18 protein-coding genes are annotated in these 16,700 nt (G+C 61.2%); 14 read left to right on the top strand and 4 right to left on the bottom strand.

All coding sequences use genetic code 11. The annotated features are described in order from the left end of the window. Positions 1–146: 146 nt before the first annotated feature. From QMO82_RS07455 to QMO82_RS07500, 10 genes are all read left to right on the top strand, one after another. The gene (locus QMO82_RS07455; RefSeq protein ID WP_183609760.1) at positions 147–890 is read left to right on the top strand and encodes a FadR/GntR family transcriptional regulator; all 744 of its coding nucleotides are present in this window, start codon (positions 147–149) and stop codon (positions 888–890) included. Next, positions 874–2,472, top strand: coding sequence for an ABC transporter substrate-binding protein (locus tag QMO82_RS07460; protein ID WP_183609759.1), 1,599 nt, complete (start codon positions 874–876; stop codon positions 2,470–2,472). The genes QMO82_RS07455 and QMO82_RS07460 overlap by 17 nt, the downstream gene beginning before the upstream one ends. Before the next feature lie 84 nt (positions 2,473–2,556). Next, positions 2,557–3,516, top strand: coding sequence for an ABC transporter permease (locus QMO82_RS07465; protein WP_183609758.1), 960 nt, complete (start codon positions 2,557–2,559; stop codon positions 3,514–3,516). Between the two features lie 2 nt (positions 3,517–3,518). Beyond that, positions 3,519–4,397 (top strand): ABC transporter permease, encoded by an 879-nt coding sequence (locus QMO82_RS07470; protein ID WP_183609757.1) that lies wholly within the window; start codon positions 3,519–3,521, stop codon positions 4,395–4,397. An 18-nt stretch (positions 4,398–4,415) separates the two neighbouring features. Then, on the top strand, positions 4,416–5,333 hold the full coding sequence (locus tag QMO82_RS07475; protein WP_183609756.1) for a dihydrodipicolinate synthase family protein: 918 nt from the start codon (positions 4,416–4,418) through the stop codon (positions 5,331–5,333). Positions 5,334–5,341: 8 nt separating this feature from the next. Beyond that, positions 5,342–6,358 carry an ABC transporter ATP-binding protein gene (locus QMO82_RS07480; protein ID WP_183609755.1) on the top strand — a complete coding sequence of 339 codons (1,017 nt, stop codon included), beginning with the start codon at positions 5,342–5,344 and terminating at the stop codon, positions 6,356–6,358. Continuing rightward, entirely contained in the window at positions 6,359–7,312 is a 954-nt protein-coding gene (locus QMO82_RS07485; RefSeq protein WP_183609754.1) for an ABC transporter ATP-binding protein, read from the top strand. A 24-nt stretch (positions 7,313–7,336) separates the two neighbouring features. After that, positions 7,337–8,272, top strand: coding sequence for a dihydrodipicolinate synthase family protein (locus tag QMO82_RS07490; protein WP_183609753.1), 936 nt, complete (start codon positions 7,337–7,339; stop codon positions 8,270–8,272). Positions 8,273–8,403: 131 nt separating this feature from the next. Continuing rightward, positions 8,404–9,078 (top strand): L,D-transpeptidase, encoded by a 675-nt coding sequence (locus QMO82_RS07495; protein ID WP_183609752.1) that lies wholly within the window; start codon positions 8,404–8,406, stop codon positions 9,076–9,078. Positions 9,079–9,092: 14 nt separating this feature from the next. Further along, on the top strand, positions 9,093–9,629 hold the full coding sequence (locus QMO82_RS07500; protein WP_183609751.1) for an OmpA family protein: 537 nt from the start codon (positions 9,093–9,095) through the stop codon (positions 9,627–9,629). Between the two features lie 96 nt (positions 9,630–9,725). On the opposite strand, the gene QMO82_RS07505 is transcribed toward QMO82_RS07500, so the two are convergent. Continuing rightward, on the bottom strand, positions 9,726–12,188 hold the full coding sequence (locus QMO82_RS07505) for a glycoside hydrolase family 3 C-terminal domain-containing protein (protein ID WP_183609750.1): 2,463 nt from the start codon (positions 12,186–12,188) through the stop codon (positions 9,726–9,728). 135 nt (positions 12,189–12,323) lie between these two features. Here QMO82_RS07505 and QMO82_RS07510 point away from each other — a divergent pair, with 135 nt between their 5' ends. Continuing rightward, positions 12,324–12,962 carry a TetR/AcrR family transcriptional regulator gene (locus QMO82_RS07510; RefSeq protein ID WP_183609749.1) on the top strand — a complete coding sequence of 213 codons (639 nt, stop codon included), beginning with the start codon at positions 12,324–12,326 and terminating at the stop codon, positions 12,960–12,962. Between the two features lie 62 nt (positions 12,963–13,024). On the opposite strand, the gene QMO82_RS07515 is transcribed toward QMO82_RS07510, so the two are convergent. After that, the gene (locus tag QMO82_RS07515; protein WP_183609748.1) at positions 13,025–13,921 is read right to left on the bottom strand and encodes an ATP-binding cassette domain-containing protein; all 897 of its coding nucleotides are present in this window, start codon (positions 13,919–13,921) and stop codon (positions 13,025–13,027) included. A 137-nt stretch (positions 13,922–14,058) separates the two neighbouring features. Between QMO82_RS07515 and QMO82_RS07520 the strand changes: the two genes are divergently transcribed. Further along, a complete protein-coding gene (locus QMO82_RS07520) occupies positions 14,059–14,874 on the top strand; it encodes a FadR/GntR family transcriptional regulator (protein ID WP_183609747.1) in 816 nt (271 codons plus the stop codon). A gap of 28 nt (positions 14,875–14,902) precedes the next feature. Beyond that, on the top strand, positions 14,903–15,109 hold the full coding sequence (locus QMO82_RS07525; RefSeq protein ID WP_183609746.1) for a hypothetical protein: 207 nt from the start codon (positions 14,903–14,905) through the stop codon (positions 15,107–15,109). 102 nt (positions 15,110–15,211) lie between these two features. On the opposite strand, the gene QMO82_RS07530 is transcribed toward QMO82_RS07525, so the two are convergent. Together QMO82_RS07530 and QMO82_RS07535 are read right to left on the bottom strand one after the other, a co-directional pair. Continuing rightward, positions 15,212–15,649, bottom strand: coding sequence for a hypothetical protein (locus QMO82_RS07530; RefSeq protein ID WP_183609745.1), 438 nt, complete (start codon positions 15,647–15,649; stop codon positions 15,212–15,214). An 8-nt stretch (positions 15,650–15,657) separates the two neighbouring features. Continuing rightward, a complete protein-coding gene (locus tag QMO82_RS07535; RefSeq protein WP_183609744.1) occupies positions 15,658–16,206 on the bottom strand; it encodes a hypothetical protein in 549 nt (182 codons plus the stop codon). A 254-nt stretch (positions 16,207–16,460) separates the two neighbouring features. Between QMO82_RS07535 and QMO82_RS07540 the strand changes: the two genes are divergently transcribed. Continuing rightward, positions 16,461–16,628, top strand: coding sequence for a hypothetical protein (locus QMO82_RS07540; protein WP_164740457.1), 168 nt, complete (start codon positions 16,461–16,463; stop codon positions 16,626–16,628). Positions 16,629–16,700: the final 72 nt, after the last annotated feature.

The raw sequence follows: 16,700 nt of genomic DNA on the forward strand, positions 1-16,700 counted from the left end.
TGTTTGCCTGTTGTCGTTCTGGCGCCCAAGAATGACCGCCTCAAACGCCTGCGAGCCGGGTTCGGTGTCAACTTGACCATTTGACAGATATCCTACAAGTATATATGTAAAACCCATCTGATAGACGATGCGAGAAGGCGACCGGCATGACATTGAAATCCATGAAGCCGCTGACGCGTGCGCCGCTGCTGCATGTCTCCGTGCAGGAAAGCCTGCGCGCCTATATCGATGATAATGGCCTGGCGCCCGGAACCCTGCTTCCGGCGGAAGGAGAGCTTGCCACCCAGCTCGGCGTCAGCCGCAATTCGCTGAGGGAAGGCATCAAGGCGCTGGAATCGCTCGGTGTGTTGGAGACGCGGCGCGGCGTCGGTATCTTCGTGAAGGCCTTTTCCTTCGAGCCGCTTCTCGACAATCTCGCTTACGGCCTCGGCGGCGCTCTGCGGCAAATCGAAGAGGTCCTCGAAATCCGGCGCACGCTGGAAGTGGGGTTGATCGGCAAGACGATCGACGTGATCGGGGAGGAGGACATCGCCGAACTGCGCGCCACCGTCAATCGCATGCGCGCCCATGCCGAGCGCGGTGAAACCTTTGCGGAAGACGACCAGCTGTTCCACCGACTGCTGTTTCGCTGCCAGGACAATGAAACGCTCGTGCGGCTGATCGATGTCTTCTGGCTCGCCTTCTACAAGGCGTCGGATTTCGTCAATCTTGAAAATCTCGATCCGATGGCGACGTGGCGCGATCATGCCGCGATCGTCGATGCAATCGAGACGAGGGATCTGGCGGAGGCGCGCAGACGCCTGGATCGTCACTACGAGGGCATTGCCCGGGTGATTGCCAACAACAAGACAAGTTCAAACGTGGGAGGAACGCATGAAAAGACTGTCTAGATTATCCGTTATCGGGCTTGGCGCCCTGCTGTCGACGGTTGCCGTTCCGGCTCTTGTCGTGTCGGGCGTTGCAGCCCAGGCGCAGGCAGCCACGCTGTCCGGCGGCTTCGACGTCGGCCCCGGCGGCTTTCAGGGCAACTTCAATCCGCTTGCCGCAACCGCCGGCTTCACCTGGCTCAGCATCTACTACGAACCGCTGATCGCCTATGACGAGAAGCTGAAGAAGGTCGTCGGCGCGCTGGCAAGCTCCTACGAGGTCAGCTCGGACCAAATGACCTATACGTTCAAACTGGCGGATGCCAAATGGCATGACGGCAAACCCTTCACCGCCAAGGACGCAAAGTTCACCATGGCCCTTGCCGTGGATGCGAAAACCGGCTCGGTGCTCGCTGCCCGGCTGAAGGGCATATCGTCCGTCGAGACGCCGGACGATCACACTGTTGTCATCAAGCTCAGCGCGCCCAGCAGCAGTTTTCCTGACACGATGACCAAGGTGATGATGCTGCCCGAGCATGCGCTCTCCTCGATTCCGGCCGACCAGCTGGCGAAGAACACCTGGTGGTCCACCGCGCCGATCGGCACCGGTCCGTTCAAATTCACCAAATACGTCTCGGATCAGTATGTCGAACTTGCCGCAAACACCGATTATCGCGGTGGCAAGCCCGCGCTGGAACGCGTCATCAATCGCTATTTCGCCAACCCGGCCGCGGCGATCGCGGCGCTGAGATCCGGCGAAATCCAGTTCACCTATGTCGATTCCAACGACGTGCCGACCTTCAAGGACAGTAAGGACTTCAAGGTCATTGAAGGCAACTCTTTCGTCGTCAATTATCTCGGCTTCAACCACGATTCCCCGCTCTGGAAGGATGTGCGCGTCCGTCAGGCGGTGATGTACGCGATCAATCGCGATGCCATCATCCAGAGCCTCTACGGCGGCGCTGCCAAGCCTGCCAATTGCGCCTATGTCGCCGAACAGCTGATACCCCAGGGCATCGACAGCTATGCCTATGATCCGGAGAAGGCCAAGCAGTTGCTGGCGGAAGCCGGCTGGGATCAGATCAACGGCGCCAAGCCGATCACGCTTCTGACCTATTACACCACGCCGCTGGCGACCAATGTGCTTGCCGCAGTCCAGGCGATGCTGACCCAGGTCGGCATCAACATTGTCCCGCGCGCCGTCGATGCGCCGACCTATAACAGCATCGTGCTCAATGCGACGCCGGATATTGCCCAGTTCCAGCTGGTTTATGCCGGGCTGCAGAATGGGCCGGATGCCGGAAGCATCAATGTCGGCCTCAACGAGAAGCAGATCCCTCCGGCCGGACCGAACGTCGCCAGGGTTCGCATGCCCGACCTGACCAAGGCGCTCGATAGTGCGCTGGCCGAGCCGGACAGTGCCAAGCGGAATGTTGCCTACCAGGACGTCTGCAAGGTGATGAACACGAACCTGCCCTGGGCGACACTCTGGGTGGCAAACCGCTACGGCATCGTCTCGACCAAGGTGAAGGATTTCGTCTGGACGCCGGCGCCCGGCGGCGGCCCCTACCAGGCCAACCCACAGAAATGGTCGATCGCCGACTAGGCGTTTTCCGCAAAGCCTTGAGGGTGGCTTCGGCCACCCTGACAAGGACGGCCTGACAAGACGGCCCGACAAAACGGATTGCCGATGCTTCGATACAGTCTCAGACGCCTGATCATAGGAATAGGCATGCTGGTCGCCCTGAGCATGCTGATCTTCCTGCTGCTGCGCCTGACGCCCGGCGATCCGATCGATGCCTATATCGATCCGAACCTGCCGATGTCGCCGTCTGACCTTGCGGATCTGCGCAGAAACCTCGGGCTCGATCAGCCCTTGCCCGTCCAGTATCTGGGCTGGCTGCAGCAGGCAGTGACGGGCAATCTCGGCTATTCGATCAAGCGTCTCGACCAACCTGTTCTGGGTCTGGTACTGTCGCGGATCGGGCCGACGGTGCTGTTGATGGGCACTGCCCTTGTCTTCGCCATCGTCGTCGGCATCACCTGCGGGGTGATCGGCGCCGTCCGCCGCAATTCGCTGGCCGATCTCTCCCTGTCGGTGGCGGCACTTTCCGGCATTTCGAGCCCGGCCTTCCTCAGCGCGCTGCTCGGCCTTTATGTCTTCTCCGTCCGGCTGCACTGGATGCCATCGGGGGGCATGCTGACGCCGGGCGAGGAATTCTCGGTGAGGGATCTCCTCCACCATCTGATCCTACCGGCGGCACTTCTGTCTGTCGCTCAAGCCGCATTGATCATGCGTTACATGCGCGCTTCGCTGCTCGAAGTCCTGAACCAGGATTACGTGCGCACGGCCCGTGCCAAGGGCGTTCGCGAGTTCTGGGTCATCAGCAAGCACGCATTGCGCAACGCGCTTCTTCCGATCGTCACCCTGATCGGCTCCACCATCGGGCTTGCTATCGGCGGCGCCATCTTCATCGAGAGCGTCTTCAACTGGCCAGGCATGGGGCTCCTGCTCGTCGATGCCGTGCAGACCCGCGACTACCCCGTCATCATGGGCGCGACGCTCGTCATCGGCACTTGCGTTATCGTCGTCAACCTTCTGACCGATATCACTTATGCGGTCGTCGACCCGCGCATCAAGTTGGGCTGAGCATGCTGGCACGCTCTTCCGAACGCCGTAGCCCAGGGCCGCTTGCCCGCGCCTTCAGTCGTTTTCTACTCAATCGTGCGGCCGTTGCCGGCGTCTGTATTGCCATTCCAATGCTGCTGTTGATCCTCTCCTATCCGCTATGGTGGGCTTTCCAGCCGAACGACATCGATCTCCTGGCGATGAACAGCGGCCCGACGGCAACGCACTGGTTCGGAACCGACGGCGTCGGCCGCGACGTCTTCGCGCGCGTGCTCGAAGGCGGCCGGATCTCGCTCCTGGTCGCCGTCGCATCGACCGCGCTTTCCGCGGTCATCGGCTTTCTCTTCGGGGCCATCTCGGCGCTTGCAGGACGTTGGACGGACGCCGTCTCGATGCGCTTCGTCGATCTGGTGATGACCCTGCCTCCCGTCATCTTCCTGCTTGTGCTTGCCTCGATTGCCGGTACCGGCATCTGGCCGACGGTCCTCGTCATCTCGCTGCTCTCCTGGCCGCTGCTGGCGCGCATGATCCGCTCGCGACTGCTGGAATTGCGTGAACGCGACTTCGTCCTGGCCGCCCGCGGCATGGGCGCCGGCATCGGACATCTGCTCTTCCGCCACGGCCTGCCGAACTCGATCGACATCCTCGTGGTCTATGCGACGCTGCAGATCGCCAATGCCATCCTGCTCGAGGCGGGGCTGTCCTTTCTCGGTCTCGGCATCGCCCCGCCGGCGGCCAGCTGGGGCAACATGCTGAACGCGGCCCGCTCGACCGCCGTGCTCGAACAATATCCGTGGCAATGGCTCTTCCCCGGCGCCGCGCTGATCCTTGCCGTCCTGGCAATCAACTTCATCGGCGACGGCCTCAGAGATGCCTTCGACCCGCGTGCCGAACTGAACTGACAATCGAAAGAAGCGAAAATGACCAAATTCAAGGGTGTCGTCCCTCCCGTCGTAACACCGCTCAATGCGGATCTCACTGTCGACTACCCATCCTATACACGCGTGCTCGAGCATCTGATCGATGCCGGCTGCCATGGCGTATTCGTACTCGGCTCGACGAGCGAGGTGATCTTCCATGACGAAAAGACCCGGCGGGAAATCATCGAACATTCGGCCAAGGTGGTGAATGGCCGCGTGCCGCTGATCGTCGGCGTCATCGATCCGACTACGGATCGCGTCATCGCCCATGCGAAGGTCGCAAAGGCCGCCGGCGCCGATGCGGTCGTGGTGACGTCGCCCTTCTATACCGTCACCAGCCAGTCCGAGATTCTCGACCACTTCCGTTATGTCAGAGACGCGGTGGACGTACCGCTGGTCGCCTACGACATTCCCGTCTGCGTTCACGTCAAGCTGCAGCGCCAGACCGTGGTCACGCTCGCCAGGGAAGGCGCGATTGTCGGCCTCAAGGATTCCAGCGGCGACGACGGCAACTTCCGCTATGCGCTCCTCGATCTTGCCGAACACAAGGACGTCTTCCTGATGACCGGCTCCGAGATCGTCGTCGACACTGCCCTGCTGATGGGCGCCCACGGCGTCGTTCCCGGTATCGCCAATGTCGATCCGCACGGCTATATCAGGCTTTGGGACGCTGCCCAGCGCGGCGACTGGATCGCCGCGAAGAAGGAACAGGAGCGTCTCTGCCGCCTGTTCGAAATCGTCTGGGTCGCGCAGGGCCGTGTCAGCGGCGGCGCCTCGGGCATCGGCGCCTTCAAGACCGCCATGCGCAGCCTCGGCATCATCGATTCCGCCGTCATGCCGCGGCCGCGTGCCTCTCTCAACGATGCCGAAACGGCGCGGATCGACGAGATCCTGCGTGCAACCGGTCTGCTGAACTGAGCCGGCTGATGGAACAGACCGCCGAACCCGTGCTCGACATCAAGGGATTGCGAACGATCTTCCGCATCCGGGGCTGCGAGATCACGGCGGTCAACGATATCGACCTGACCGTTGCCGCCGGCGAGACGCTCGCGCTCGTCGGCGAATCCGGCGCCGGCAAATCGGTCACCAGCCTGTCGGTTATGCGGCTGCTCACCCGCAACATCGGCGTGATTGCCGCAGGCAGCATCCGCCTTGCGACGGGCAACGGCGTGGTCCGCGATCTCGTCTGCCTCGATGAAGAGAGCATGCGCAGGATCAGAGGCGACGACATCGGCATGGTGTTCCAGGAGCCGATGTCGAGCCTCAATCCCGTCTTCACCATCGGCGACCAGATTGGCGAGCCGATCCGCATCCATCGCGGTGCCGATCGCAAAGCGGCGATGAACGCAGCCGTCGCGTTGCTTGAAAGCGTCGGCATACCGGACGCTCGACGCCGCGCCGGCCAATATCCGCACGAACTGTCGGGCGGCATGCGCCAGCGCGCAACGATTGCCATGGCGCTCGCCTGCGATCCGATGCTGCTGATCGCCGACGAGCCGACCACGGCGCTCGACGTGACGATCCAGGCGCAGATTCTTGACCTGCTTCTCAAGTTGCAGCGCGAGCGCGGCATGGCCATGCTCTTCGTCACCCACAATCTCGGCGTCGTCGCCGAAATCGCCCATCGCGTTGCGGTGATGTATGCCGGCCGGATCGTCGAAGAGGGGCCGGTCGGCGAGGTGTTCCGCAATCCCAAGCATCCCTATACGATGGGCCTTCTTGCCTCCATGCCGCGCCTTGGCGATGCAGCGCGGATGAAACAGGCCGGCGAAAAGCTCGCCGCCATTCCCGGCATGGTCCCGAGCCTGATGAACATGCCGAGCGGCTGCGCCTTTTCCCCGCGCTGCAAATTCGCGATCGATGCCTGTCGCGCCGCAGTTCCCGCGCTCGAACAGGTCAATCCGCAGCACCGCAGCCGCTGCATCCGATGGCAGGAGATCTAGATGAGCGCACCGCTGCTCTCCGTCCGCGACCTTTCGAAACATTACACCTCCCGCGGCACGCGGCTGAACATTCTCCAGGGCATCTCCTTCGATATCGGCAAGAGTGAAGTCGTCGGGCTTGTTGGCGAATCCGGCAGCGGAAAGACCACGATCGGGCGTTCCGTTCTTCGCCTCGTTGAGCCGTCGTCCGGCAGCGTCCGCTTCGACGGGACGGAACTCACAGCGCTTTCCGCCTCGGCGCTGAGACGGCAACGGCCACGCATGCAGTATATTTTTCAGGACCCCTTCGCCAGCCTGTCGCCGCGCATGACCATCGGCGAGATCCTGACGGAAGGCCTGAAGATCCAAGGGATCGGCACCGCCCGCGACAGGCTCGAACGGGCGCTGTCGGCCTTGGCCCAGGTCGACTTGCCTGCTGAAGCGATCAATCGCTACGCGCATGAATTTTCCGGTGGCCAGCGCCAGCGCATCGGGATTGCCCGTGCGTTGACCTTGTCGCCTGAGTTCATCGTCGCCGACGAGCCGGTCTCGGCGCTCGACGTGTCGATCCAGGCGCAGGTGATCAACCTGCTGCGCGACCTGCAGCAGCGGCTTGGCCTGACCATGCTGTTCATCTCGCATGACCTCGCCGTCGTCGAATATATCTGCGACCGGGTGATCGTGCTCTATCTCGGCCGCATCATGGAAATCGCACCAAGTGCCGATCTCTATGCGAGACCACAGCATCCCTATACGCGCGCGCTGCTCTCGGCGATTCCCTCGCCCGATCCGGATGCCCACCGCGACAGGCAGATCCTGAAAGGCGATATCCCAAGTCCGGCCAATCCGCCGAGCGGATGTGTTTTTCGCACGCGCTGTCCGACCGCGCTCGAGGCTTGTGCCGGCACGATCCCGCAATTGCGTGAAATCGCACCCGGCCACCTCAAGGCCTGCATCCGCGACGACCTCGACTGATCCGTCATCCACCGGAGAAAACAGATGAACGCCAAGACGCCGCATCCCGCCATCGGCGGAAACTGGGCGAGCCTGCTTCTGCCGATCGCAGCCGACGACAGCATCGAATTCGACAAGCTCGCCGAGGAGATCGATACCCTCATCGATGCCGGTGTCGACGGTATCTATTCGAACGGCACGGCAGGAGAATTCCACAATCAGACGGAGGAGGAATTCGACAGGATCCAGGAGATGCTGGCTGGACGCTGCAAAGCGTCTTCAACCCCGTACGTGATCGGGGCGTGCCAACCGGACCCATCGATCATGTTCAACCGCGTCCGCCGTGCCGCCGCGCTCGATCCCCGCGCCATTCAAGTCATATTGCCCGACTGGTGGCCACTCACCAATGCCGAAGCGATCGACTTCTTGAATCGAGCTGCCGACGCCGCCGATGGAATTCCGCTCATCCTCTACAATCCGCCGCATGCGAAACGCGTACTGTCGCCAAGGGAGTTGGGTGCGGTCTGTGCGGCGACCCCTGACGTGATCGGCATCAAGCTCGCCGATGGCGACGGCCTCTGGTACGCGGAGGCGCGCCAATATCTCGCCGGCCTGTCGCTCTTCGTTCCCGGTCATCATCTCGCGACCGGCATCAAAGAGGGCGTCGCCGCAGGCTCTTTTTCCAATGTCGCCTGTCTTAGCCCCCGCGGCGCGCAGACCTGGACGGCCTCGATGCGAAGCGATATCGCTGCCGCGCTCGATCTCGAACGACGGATCTGCACGTTCATGGACGCGCATATCCTCCCCTTCCGCCAGGAGTTTGGCTATTCGAACGCTGCTCTCGACAAAGTATTGAGCGCCATCGGCAATTGGGGACCCGTGGGCACCCGTCTACGGTTTCCTTATCGCTCGATAGATCCGGCGGAAGCAGTCAGGTTGCGGCCCATCGCCCGCACCGAACTCCCCGATCTTTTCCCCTGAGTTTTGCTCGGGTTGAGCGCAGACCCGCAACTCGATCCCGATCTCCAGGCGGAGAAGAGTTTTCTGTTGTCGCAAAAGAAAAATCTGATTTACTGCTACTCCGCTGCTTGGCTTTGAGGGGGATATTGCCGATGCCGTGGACACGCAGAAATATTGTGCTTGGTGGATTGGCGTTACTTGGCGCCGGGGCAGTTCAGAAACCCGCATTTGCCGCGGCGTCTTCCAATTTTGCCGGCACCGCCGTCGACAATGGTGTGACCTTCCAAAAGACCAACTTCGCCAAGATCGACAAGAAGTGGCAGCGTCAGGTTGTCAAATATTTCAGCAGCGAGCCGATCGGCACCGTCGTCGTCGATACCAGACACCATTTTCTCTACGTGATCATGGAGAACAAGACGGCCATCCGCTATGGCGTCGGCGTCGGCCGCGAGGGCTTCAAATGGTTCGGCCGCGCCACGATCGACGCCAAATCCCTTTGGCCGCGCTGGACGCCGCCGCCGGAGATGCGCAAGCGCCATCCCGAACTGCCGGAATTCGTGGCTGGAGGCTCACCGAAGAACCCGCTCGGGCCGCGGGCCATGTACCTGCATCGCGACGGCGTCGACACCGGCTATCGCTTCCATGGCACGCTTGAGCCATGGAGCATCGGCAAGGATGCCTCCAGCGGCTGTATCCGCATGTTCAACGAAGACGCCATCGACCTTTATCAGCGTTGCCCCATCGGCACGGCTGTACAGGTTCTGCCGCATATTGCCGACCAGGCCGAAAGCGCCACCCAGGTCAGCCAAACAACCCCGGTCGAATAAGGAATATCACCCTGATGTCTGCTACAGCAGAATATACGAGGCGCCTTCTCGCCGCGGCCATGCTCTTGGCGCTCGCCGCCTGCTCCACCACAGAGGTCGCCTCCCTGGAAGAACCCACGGTAGCGCCGATGACCGGCCAGACCAACGATCCCGCGCCCGGTTTCGAGAATGTCGCGGCCGGCAGCGAAGAGGATTTCATCCTCAATGTCGGCCGGCGGATCTACTTCAAGCAGGACTCCGCCGCTCTCGATTCCGTCGCCATGGCAACCTTGGACAATCAGGCGGTCTGGCTCAACAACCACCCGACCTGGCTGCTCAAGCTGCAGGGATTTGCCGACGATTCCGGCTCCGCATCGAAAATGGAGACGCTGTCGCAGAAGCGCGCCGATGCGGCGATGGCCTATCTCGCCTCGAAGGGCGTGGACGCCAAGCGCATGTGGGCCAAGGGCTACGGCAACGACCGCGAAGTCCGCGATTGCACGGAGCGCTCCTGCAAGGTGCAGAACCGGCGCGTCGTCACCAATCTACGCACACAGCCCGACGCGGCCTGATCGCAGCTCAAACCGCTGAACGCTTGGCGCAGACGCTAACCGCTGTCGGCCAGGCTCGGCGCGAATACGACATAGTGTCGCCGGCCTGCCTTTAGTCTAGTGCGAGGGCGGCAGCACATAATCGACTGGTGACTGCAGATCGAGCACGAACCTGATATCCGCGGCATTCGCCGCCACGACCAGCTGGTAGCAGCCGGCTTCGGCCCGAAAGGCGCCGGCCTCGGCGTCGAAATAAGCAAGATCGCGCGGCCGGATCGTCATCACGGCCGTGCCGGTCTCGCCGGGCTTTAGCGAAAGCTTTGCGAAGGCGCGCAGCTCCTTGTCCGGCCGTTCCACCTTGGTCTTCGGCGAACGCACATAGAGCTGTACCAGCTCGGAGCCCGCCCGATCGCCGATATTGGTCAGGTCGACGCTCACAGTGATGCCATCAGGCCCCATTTCGCCGGCCGATAGCCGCGGCTCATCCCAGCTGAAACGCGTATAACCAAGGCCGAAGCCGAAGGGGAAAAGCGGCTCGACGGCGCGTGTATCGTGATGACGGTAGCCGACGAACACACCTTCGGCATAGTGCACATGCCCGTCCTTGCCGGGGTAGATGGCGGAATCGCTCGTGATAGCGGAATTGTCGGCGAGCGCCTTCGGGAAGGTCTGCGGCAGGCGTCCGCCGGGCTCGACATCCCCGAACAGCACATCGGCGACGGCATTGCCGAGCTCCTGCCCCGGATACCAGATCTGCAGCACGGCGCGAACTTTGCCGAGCCAGGGCATTTCTACCGGGCCGCCGGTCTGCAACACGACGACGGTATTGGCATTGGCGGCGGCCACCTTCTCGATCAGTTCCTCCTGCCGGCCCGGAAGCCGCATGTCGGGCAGATCAAGCCCTTCCGTATCCCATTCACCGTCGCGACCGACGAAGAGAAGCGCCAGATCGGCATTGCCGGCCGTCTCGACGGCTGCCTCGATGTCGGCCTCGCCGAGCGGCTTTTCAACGCCGAAACGAACGGCGATGAGGTTGATGCCCTCCTCGCTCGCGGTGGACGGCTCATATTCGACGGTGACCGCATAGGCCCGGCCGGCTTCGAGCGCCATGGCGCCGCGCTGTTCGTCATTGGCGGTGCCAAAATAGTTTTCGCCGCGCGTCCAGCCGTCGCGGCCGTCAACCGTCAGCGCACCATCGACGAAGAGCCGCGCCAGGCCGGCATTGGTCATGCCGAAAACATGATCGCCGCTCTCCTCCGGCACGAATTGCACGGTCATCCGGGCCGAAAAATCGGCCGGATCGAGCTCATCGGACGGCAGCTCGAACCAGAAGAACTCGCCCTTGTCGACGGTCTCGACATGCAGCGGATTGCCCTGGCAGCCGCGGCCCTTGAAATATTCGACCGCGATCTTTCCCTTGAACACGTCGATCAGACGGTTATGGCGGCAGCCCACCGCGTGGCTGATGCTGTTGGCATTGGCAAGGGCGGCGCGAATGCCTTCGAGCGGACTGACCGTGTAATGCGCGGCAATCTGGGCGCTGCCGCCGCCCATGACGCGCGCGCTGGCGGCATTGGGTCCGATGACGGCAATGCGGTCGAGCGAGGTCTTGGCAAGCGGCAGGATGCCGTCGTTCTTGAGGAGGACCGTGCCCTCGGCGCCGAGGCGGCGGATCAGCGCCCGATCTTCCGGCAGATCGATCGCCCGCTCGGTGAGATCGGGTTTGCTTTCGAAGGCGCCGACCCGCTCGAGCAGCAGCAGCATGCGCCGCGCCGCGGCCTTTACGGTGGCAGCCTCGACCTTGCCCTCGCGCACGGCAGCAACCAGTTTCTCGCCGCGATCGCGCGCCGGACCCGGCATTTCGAGATCGAGACCGGCATTGATCGTCTCGGCCGTCGAATGCGAGCCGAACCAGTCGGACATGACGATACCGTCGAAACCCCATTCCTGGCGCAGCACCTTAGTCAGCAGCCAATGGTGCTCACTCGTATAGGTGCCGTTGAGGCGATTGTAGGAGGACATGACGGCCATCACGCCGGCGCGGCGGACGGCCTGTTCGAACGGCGGCAGGTAGATTTCGCGCAGCGTCCGCTCATCGATATCGGAAGACATGCTCTGCCGCTCGATTTCGGATTCATTGCCGGCAAAGTGCTTGATCGTCGCCGCGATCCCCTCGCCCTGGACGCCGTCGATATAGGCGACCGCCAATTCGGCGGTCAGCATCGGATCTTCGGAATAACATTCGAAATTCCGGCCATTGAGGCCGGAGCGATGGATATTCACCGTCGGCGCCAGCAGCACGGCGGCGCCCTTGCTCTTTGCCTGGCGCGCAAGAGCTGCGCCCATCTGGGTGACGAGATCGGGATTCCAGGTGGCGCCGAGCGCGATGCCGACGGGAAAGCAGGTCGCCTTGACGCCGGCGACCAGCGAGCCCGCGCCGCGCGCTCCGTTCGGGCCGTCCGTCACCTTGATCTTCGGCACGCCGAGACGCTCGACGGAAACGGTCGTCCAGAAATCGGCGCCGGACAGCAGGGAGACCTGCTCATCGAGCGTCATCTGGTCGAGAATGGAATCGATCATGCAAACCTCCCGAGGAAATCCTTAAACCTACCGATTACTCGGTATTTTTAGGATGTCAATCGGGCAAGCCTGATGTATGGATGGAGAACACGGGAGAAAATGGCCGAAAGCCGCTCCAAGCGGCAGACGAGGACGATGACAGAATTGTCGGAACAGAAGACCGGACCGGCGGAGAAGCGGCAGCGACGATCCCGCAAGGGAGAGACCCGCCGCGCGGAAATCCTGACGGCCGCGATGCGGCGCTTTGCCGAAGACGGCTACCAGAATGCCGCCATCGCCGCCATCGCCCGCGATGTCGGCCTGTCGCTGCCCGGACTGCTGCACCACTTCCCCACCAAGGTCGATCTGCTGCTCGCCATTCTTGCCAAACGCGATCTCGACAGTGCCGATTTCATCGGGCTCCACGGGTCCGATCTCCGCGGCCTGCTGAAGGGCATGGTCACCGTCTTCCGCCGCAACGCCGACATGATCGAGGTCGTCAGGGCCTTCGCCATCCTCAATGCCGAAAGCCTGATGAAGGATCATCCTGCCAAGGCATGGTTCCTGGATCGCGCCACCGAGCTGCAGGACAATTTCGCCTCGACCTTCGAACGGGCTGTCGCCGACCGCTCGATAGACGGCGGGATCGACGGCAAGGCGATGGCTGCCGAACTCATCGCCGTGATGGACGGGCTGCAAATGCTCTGGCTGCGCGACCCCGATCGCTTCGATATGGTCGGCGGCCTGGAAGCCTATGTCGGCCGCCTGCTGGCGAGCCTCGGCTTGGAAGGCTGATCGGCTTTGTCGTCAAAGCGCGCCAGCCAAACCATCATGCGGCTGACGGCTTCGCAAGATCGTCAGGCTGCGCCGGCCATATGCTTGCCGATGGTCTGTTTGTCCGCGGTTGCGACGTCAACCTCGTAAACAAACCGGCCTTCGCTCATGACAACGATGCGATCGGCAAGATCGAATAGCTCGTCGAGATCCTCGGAGAGTAGCAGGACGGCGGCGCCGTTGTTGCGAGCATTGACAATCCTTTCGCGGGTCTCCTCGCAGGCCTTGAAATCCAAGCCGAATGTGGGGTTGGAGGCAATGAGAACCTGCACCTCATTTGTCAGCTCGCGTGCCAGCACGGCCCGTTGCACGTTACCTCCGGACAGTGTGGTCATTTCGGCATCGAGCCCTGCTGCCTTTACGCGGAACTGCTGAACAAAGTTCGCCGCTTGCTCTGCCATTGCCTTGCCGCTGATGAACTGACCCACGGCGACCGGCGGTCTGTCGAAGTTTCGAAGCGCCATGTTCTCCTGAAGCGACATGCGTGGAACGCAGGCATTCTTCAACGGCTCTTGCGGGAGACCGTAGACTCCGAGATCGGCGATTTCTTTCCGGGTTCCGTGGAAGGGCCTGCCGCATACTTTGACAACGCCCGAGCGATCTCGCTGTCCCATCAGGGCCTCGACCAATTCCTTCTGGCCATTCCCCGATACCCCGGCGACACCGACGATCTCGCACCTTCCAACATCAAGAGAAACGTCCTTGACTGCAGGCAAGCCTATATCCCCCAGTGCGCTGAGACCTTGAATTGACAAAAGCGCTTCGGAATATGTTGGAGCCCGAGCCTTGGTGTCCCTTTTTTCCAATGCATGACCGATCATTGCCTCGGCCATCTCAGTCGTGGTCATGTCCGACACCCGGCCTGTCCGAACGGCCTGCCCCTTGCGAAGAATCGTCGCGTCGTCGGCGTAGCGCGTCACCTCGTATTAGCTCCCTCGCATGCTGTTTATTGTATTTATCATGATAAACCGGATTATTCAATCCATCGCGATTAACAGATTTGAAGACACGGCTACGGATGGTATGGAAGCTGGGGGACACGCACAAAGGACGCACCATGGAACATGTCGTGAGATCACAGACGTCTCGGGTGAGGCAGCAAAAGCGGGGCGACCTCGTCGCTGAGGACATCAAGCGGCTTGTCACTCAGCACGAGCTGAGGCCAGGCGACAAACTTCCGATGGAGAAGGAACTGCAAAAACTGTTCGGGGTGAGCAAGAGCACCATTCGCGAGGCGCTAAAGTCACTCGAGGTGCAAGGATTGATAACAATCAGCACCGGTCCGACCGGCGGCGCCACCATCGTCGAGGTCCCCTTGGAGCGGACTCTGCTTTTTTTACAGAACTACCTGTTCTTCCAAAACGTGACGATGAAAGACATTTACGCCGCCAGGCGTTTGCTGGAGCCTGAACTCGCCGCGGGCGCTGTCCCATATCTTACCGAAAAGCATTTCCGCGCTCTGGAAGAGAACATTGAGAACTGCCAGCCTACCTCTCGTGACGAAACGCGGCTCGTGTATCAAAGGCAGGCGGACCTCGACTTCCACGACATTCTCGCTTCCGCCAATCCGGACCCGTTTCTGCGCTTCCTCTGTCAGATGATCAATGAAATGCTCCGACGCCTGGTCGTCTTTAGCACCCACACGCCGCCAGAAGAGCATGCCGAATTCGGATGCGCCAACGCCAAATGCCACACGCACATACTCGAGGCGGCCCGGCAGAGGGACGCTGAAAGAGTCCGTCACCTCATGCGCGCGCACATGGACGAAGCGTCCGGCTTCGTCGAGCGCTTGAATGGACAATTGGACGGGCGGCTTATCCTCGACTCGGAAATGATGCCCACGCCATTCAAGTTGCCGCCTGGGCGATCCTGAGATTTCCATCGAAACAAGGAGACCGATCTTGCCGCTTTTGAAATTTCATCTGCTGAATGGCCGCACGGATGATGAAGTCGATCGTCTGCTCGAGACCGCTCACCGCTTCATGCTGCGATCATTTCGAGTGCCGGAGCAGGACCGTTATCAAATTGCCACAGAATATGAGCCTTCTCGGTTGCGGGCACTTGATACGGGTCTGGGTTTTGAGCGCACGGAATTTTGTTCTCCTTGAAGTGGTCTCACGGCCTCGATCAAAAGCAGACAAGATCGCATTTTATGAATCTCTGCCACGAGCTCGCCAACGCTCAGCCGCGCAATTCGCTCATAGTGGAAATCAGTAATTTCGATCGAACCTTAATACTCGCGCTCGTTTTTCTGCTGTTTCAATTGAAATTTCGGTGCGCAGGACCGCCTTTTGGGCATAGGAAAAATTGGCGGCGGCTTGTTCTGCCCGCTCTTGGACGGCGAGCCGGGCGAGCCTACGCGTCTCAAGCAACACTCCGGCATCGGCTTTACGGCTGTGCAACATGGATTGCCGCATCAGGGCGTCCTGGAGCTGCGCGCCGGAAACAATGCCGTCCTTGCGCAATGCGTCGGCGACAGGGTTGCCTGTGGCCCGGCTCGCGGCGATCTCGTGCAGCTCGGAGGCTTTCATCTCCTCCTCGCTTGCCCGCTCGGCATCCTCACCCGCCTCGGCGAGGCTGCGGCAAAGATTGTCCGCCCGCAAATTGCGTATTTCCAGCAACTGCCTGAGAGGCCTCAACGCCTTCATGACCGCCCTCAGGCGCCATTGCTCGTCGACAGGATTTCCAGCTGGCCGCCCTTGATGACCTTGATGCTGTCATCCTGCGGCCGGCTCAGCACATCTTCGACGGCCTTGACGAACACGGCCGGGCCGCGCACCAGCACCAATCCACTGGCCACATCTTCACGCAACGCATCGTCGGGCAGGAGCGGGAACAGCGCGCGTATGGCGTTTTGCTCGGTCTTCCAGCTGCGGCCGCCGCGATCGAGGACGACGGTGGAGACCTCCTGCTTCGGCGCGATGATGATGCGGCTGCCGTCGTAGGCGACGAAGAGATTGCTGGCATCGCCAAGCTTGACGAAGGCCTTGGCGCCGCTTTCCTGGACGGACCAGTGCTCGACCTTGCCGCTGAGGGTCCCGACGGTAGTGACCGGAATGCCGGACATGAAGGACAGCGTCTGGACGACATCGCCAAGCGGCAGCGAGACGACATCGAGACGCACCTCCCGTTCGCTGGCTCCGGCCGATAGGGGAAAAGCCGCCAACAGTCCGAGTGCAGCCGTGTAAACAAAACGCGCAAACATATGAGTTTACCTCACGATCCGGATATCGCCCGCCAACAACATGATCGAACTAAAACATGGATACGAAATAGCGATCATTAACAGTTCTCTGTTTATATTGTTGCAGATCGTCAAGGCGCGGGGAACAGCCTTGATAGCCATTTCGCGCATTTGTTGTACATATTGCGAATTAATAACTTTTTAACATAAGATATTGAAATCTATTTTGAATTCTGCGAGGTTCTGGCCGCCAATCCATGCAAGGAGTTTAAGACATGGCTACCAGCACCAGTACTTCTACACTTGACGCGGGCATCAGCTCCGCAATTTCCGCCTTCAAGTCGGCCCAGAACGAAGCAACAGCGCAGAGCCTGCAGGTTGCGACCGAGATCACCAAGATCAACGGCGTCGCAAACGCCATCAAGAAGATCGGTCCAGGCTGATTAAACGCAATGGCGAGACGGGTTCGCCCGTCTCGCTTCCCCGCCCTCGAAGACAATAGAAGCCGCTCGACG

The organism is Rhizobium sp. BT04 (assembly GCF_030053135.1).
Classification (GTDB): Bacteria; Pseudomonadota; Alphaproteobacteria; order Rhizobiales; family Rhizobiaceae; genus Rhizobium; species Rhizobium binxianense.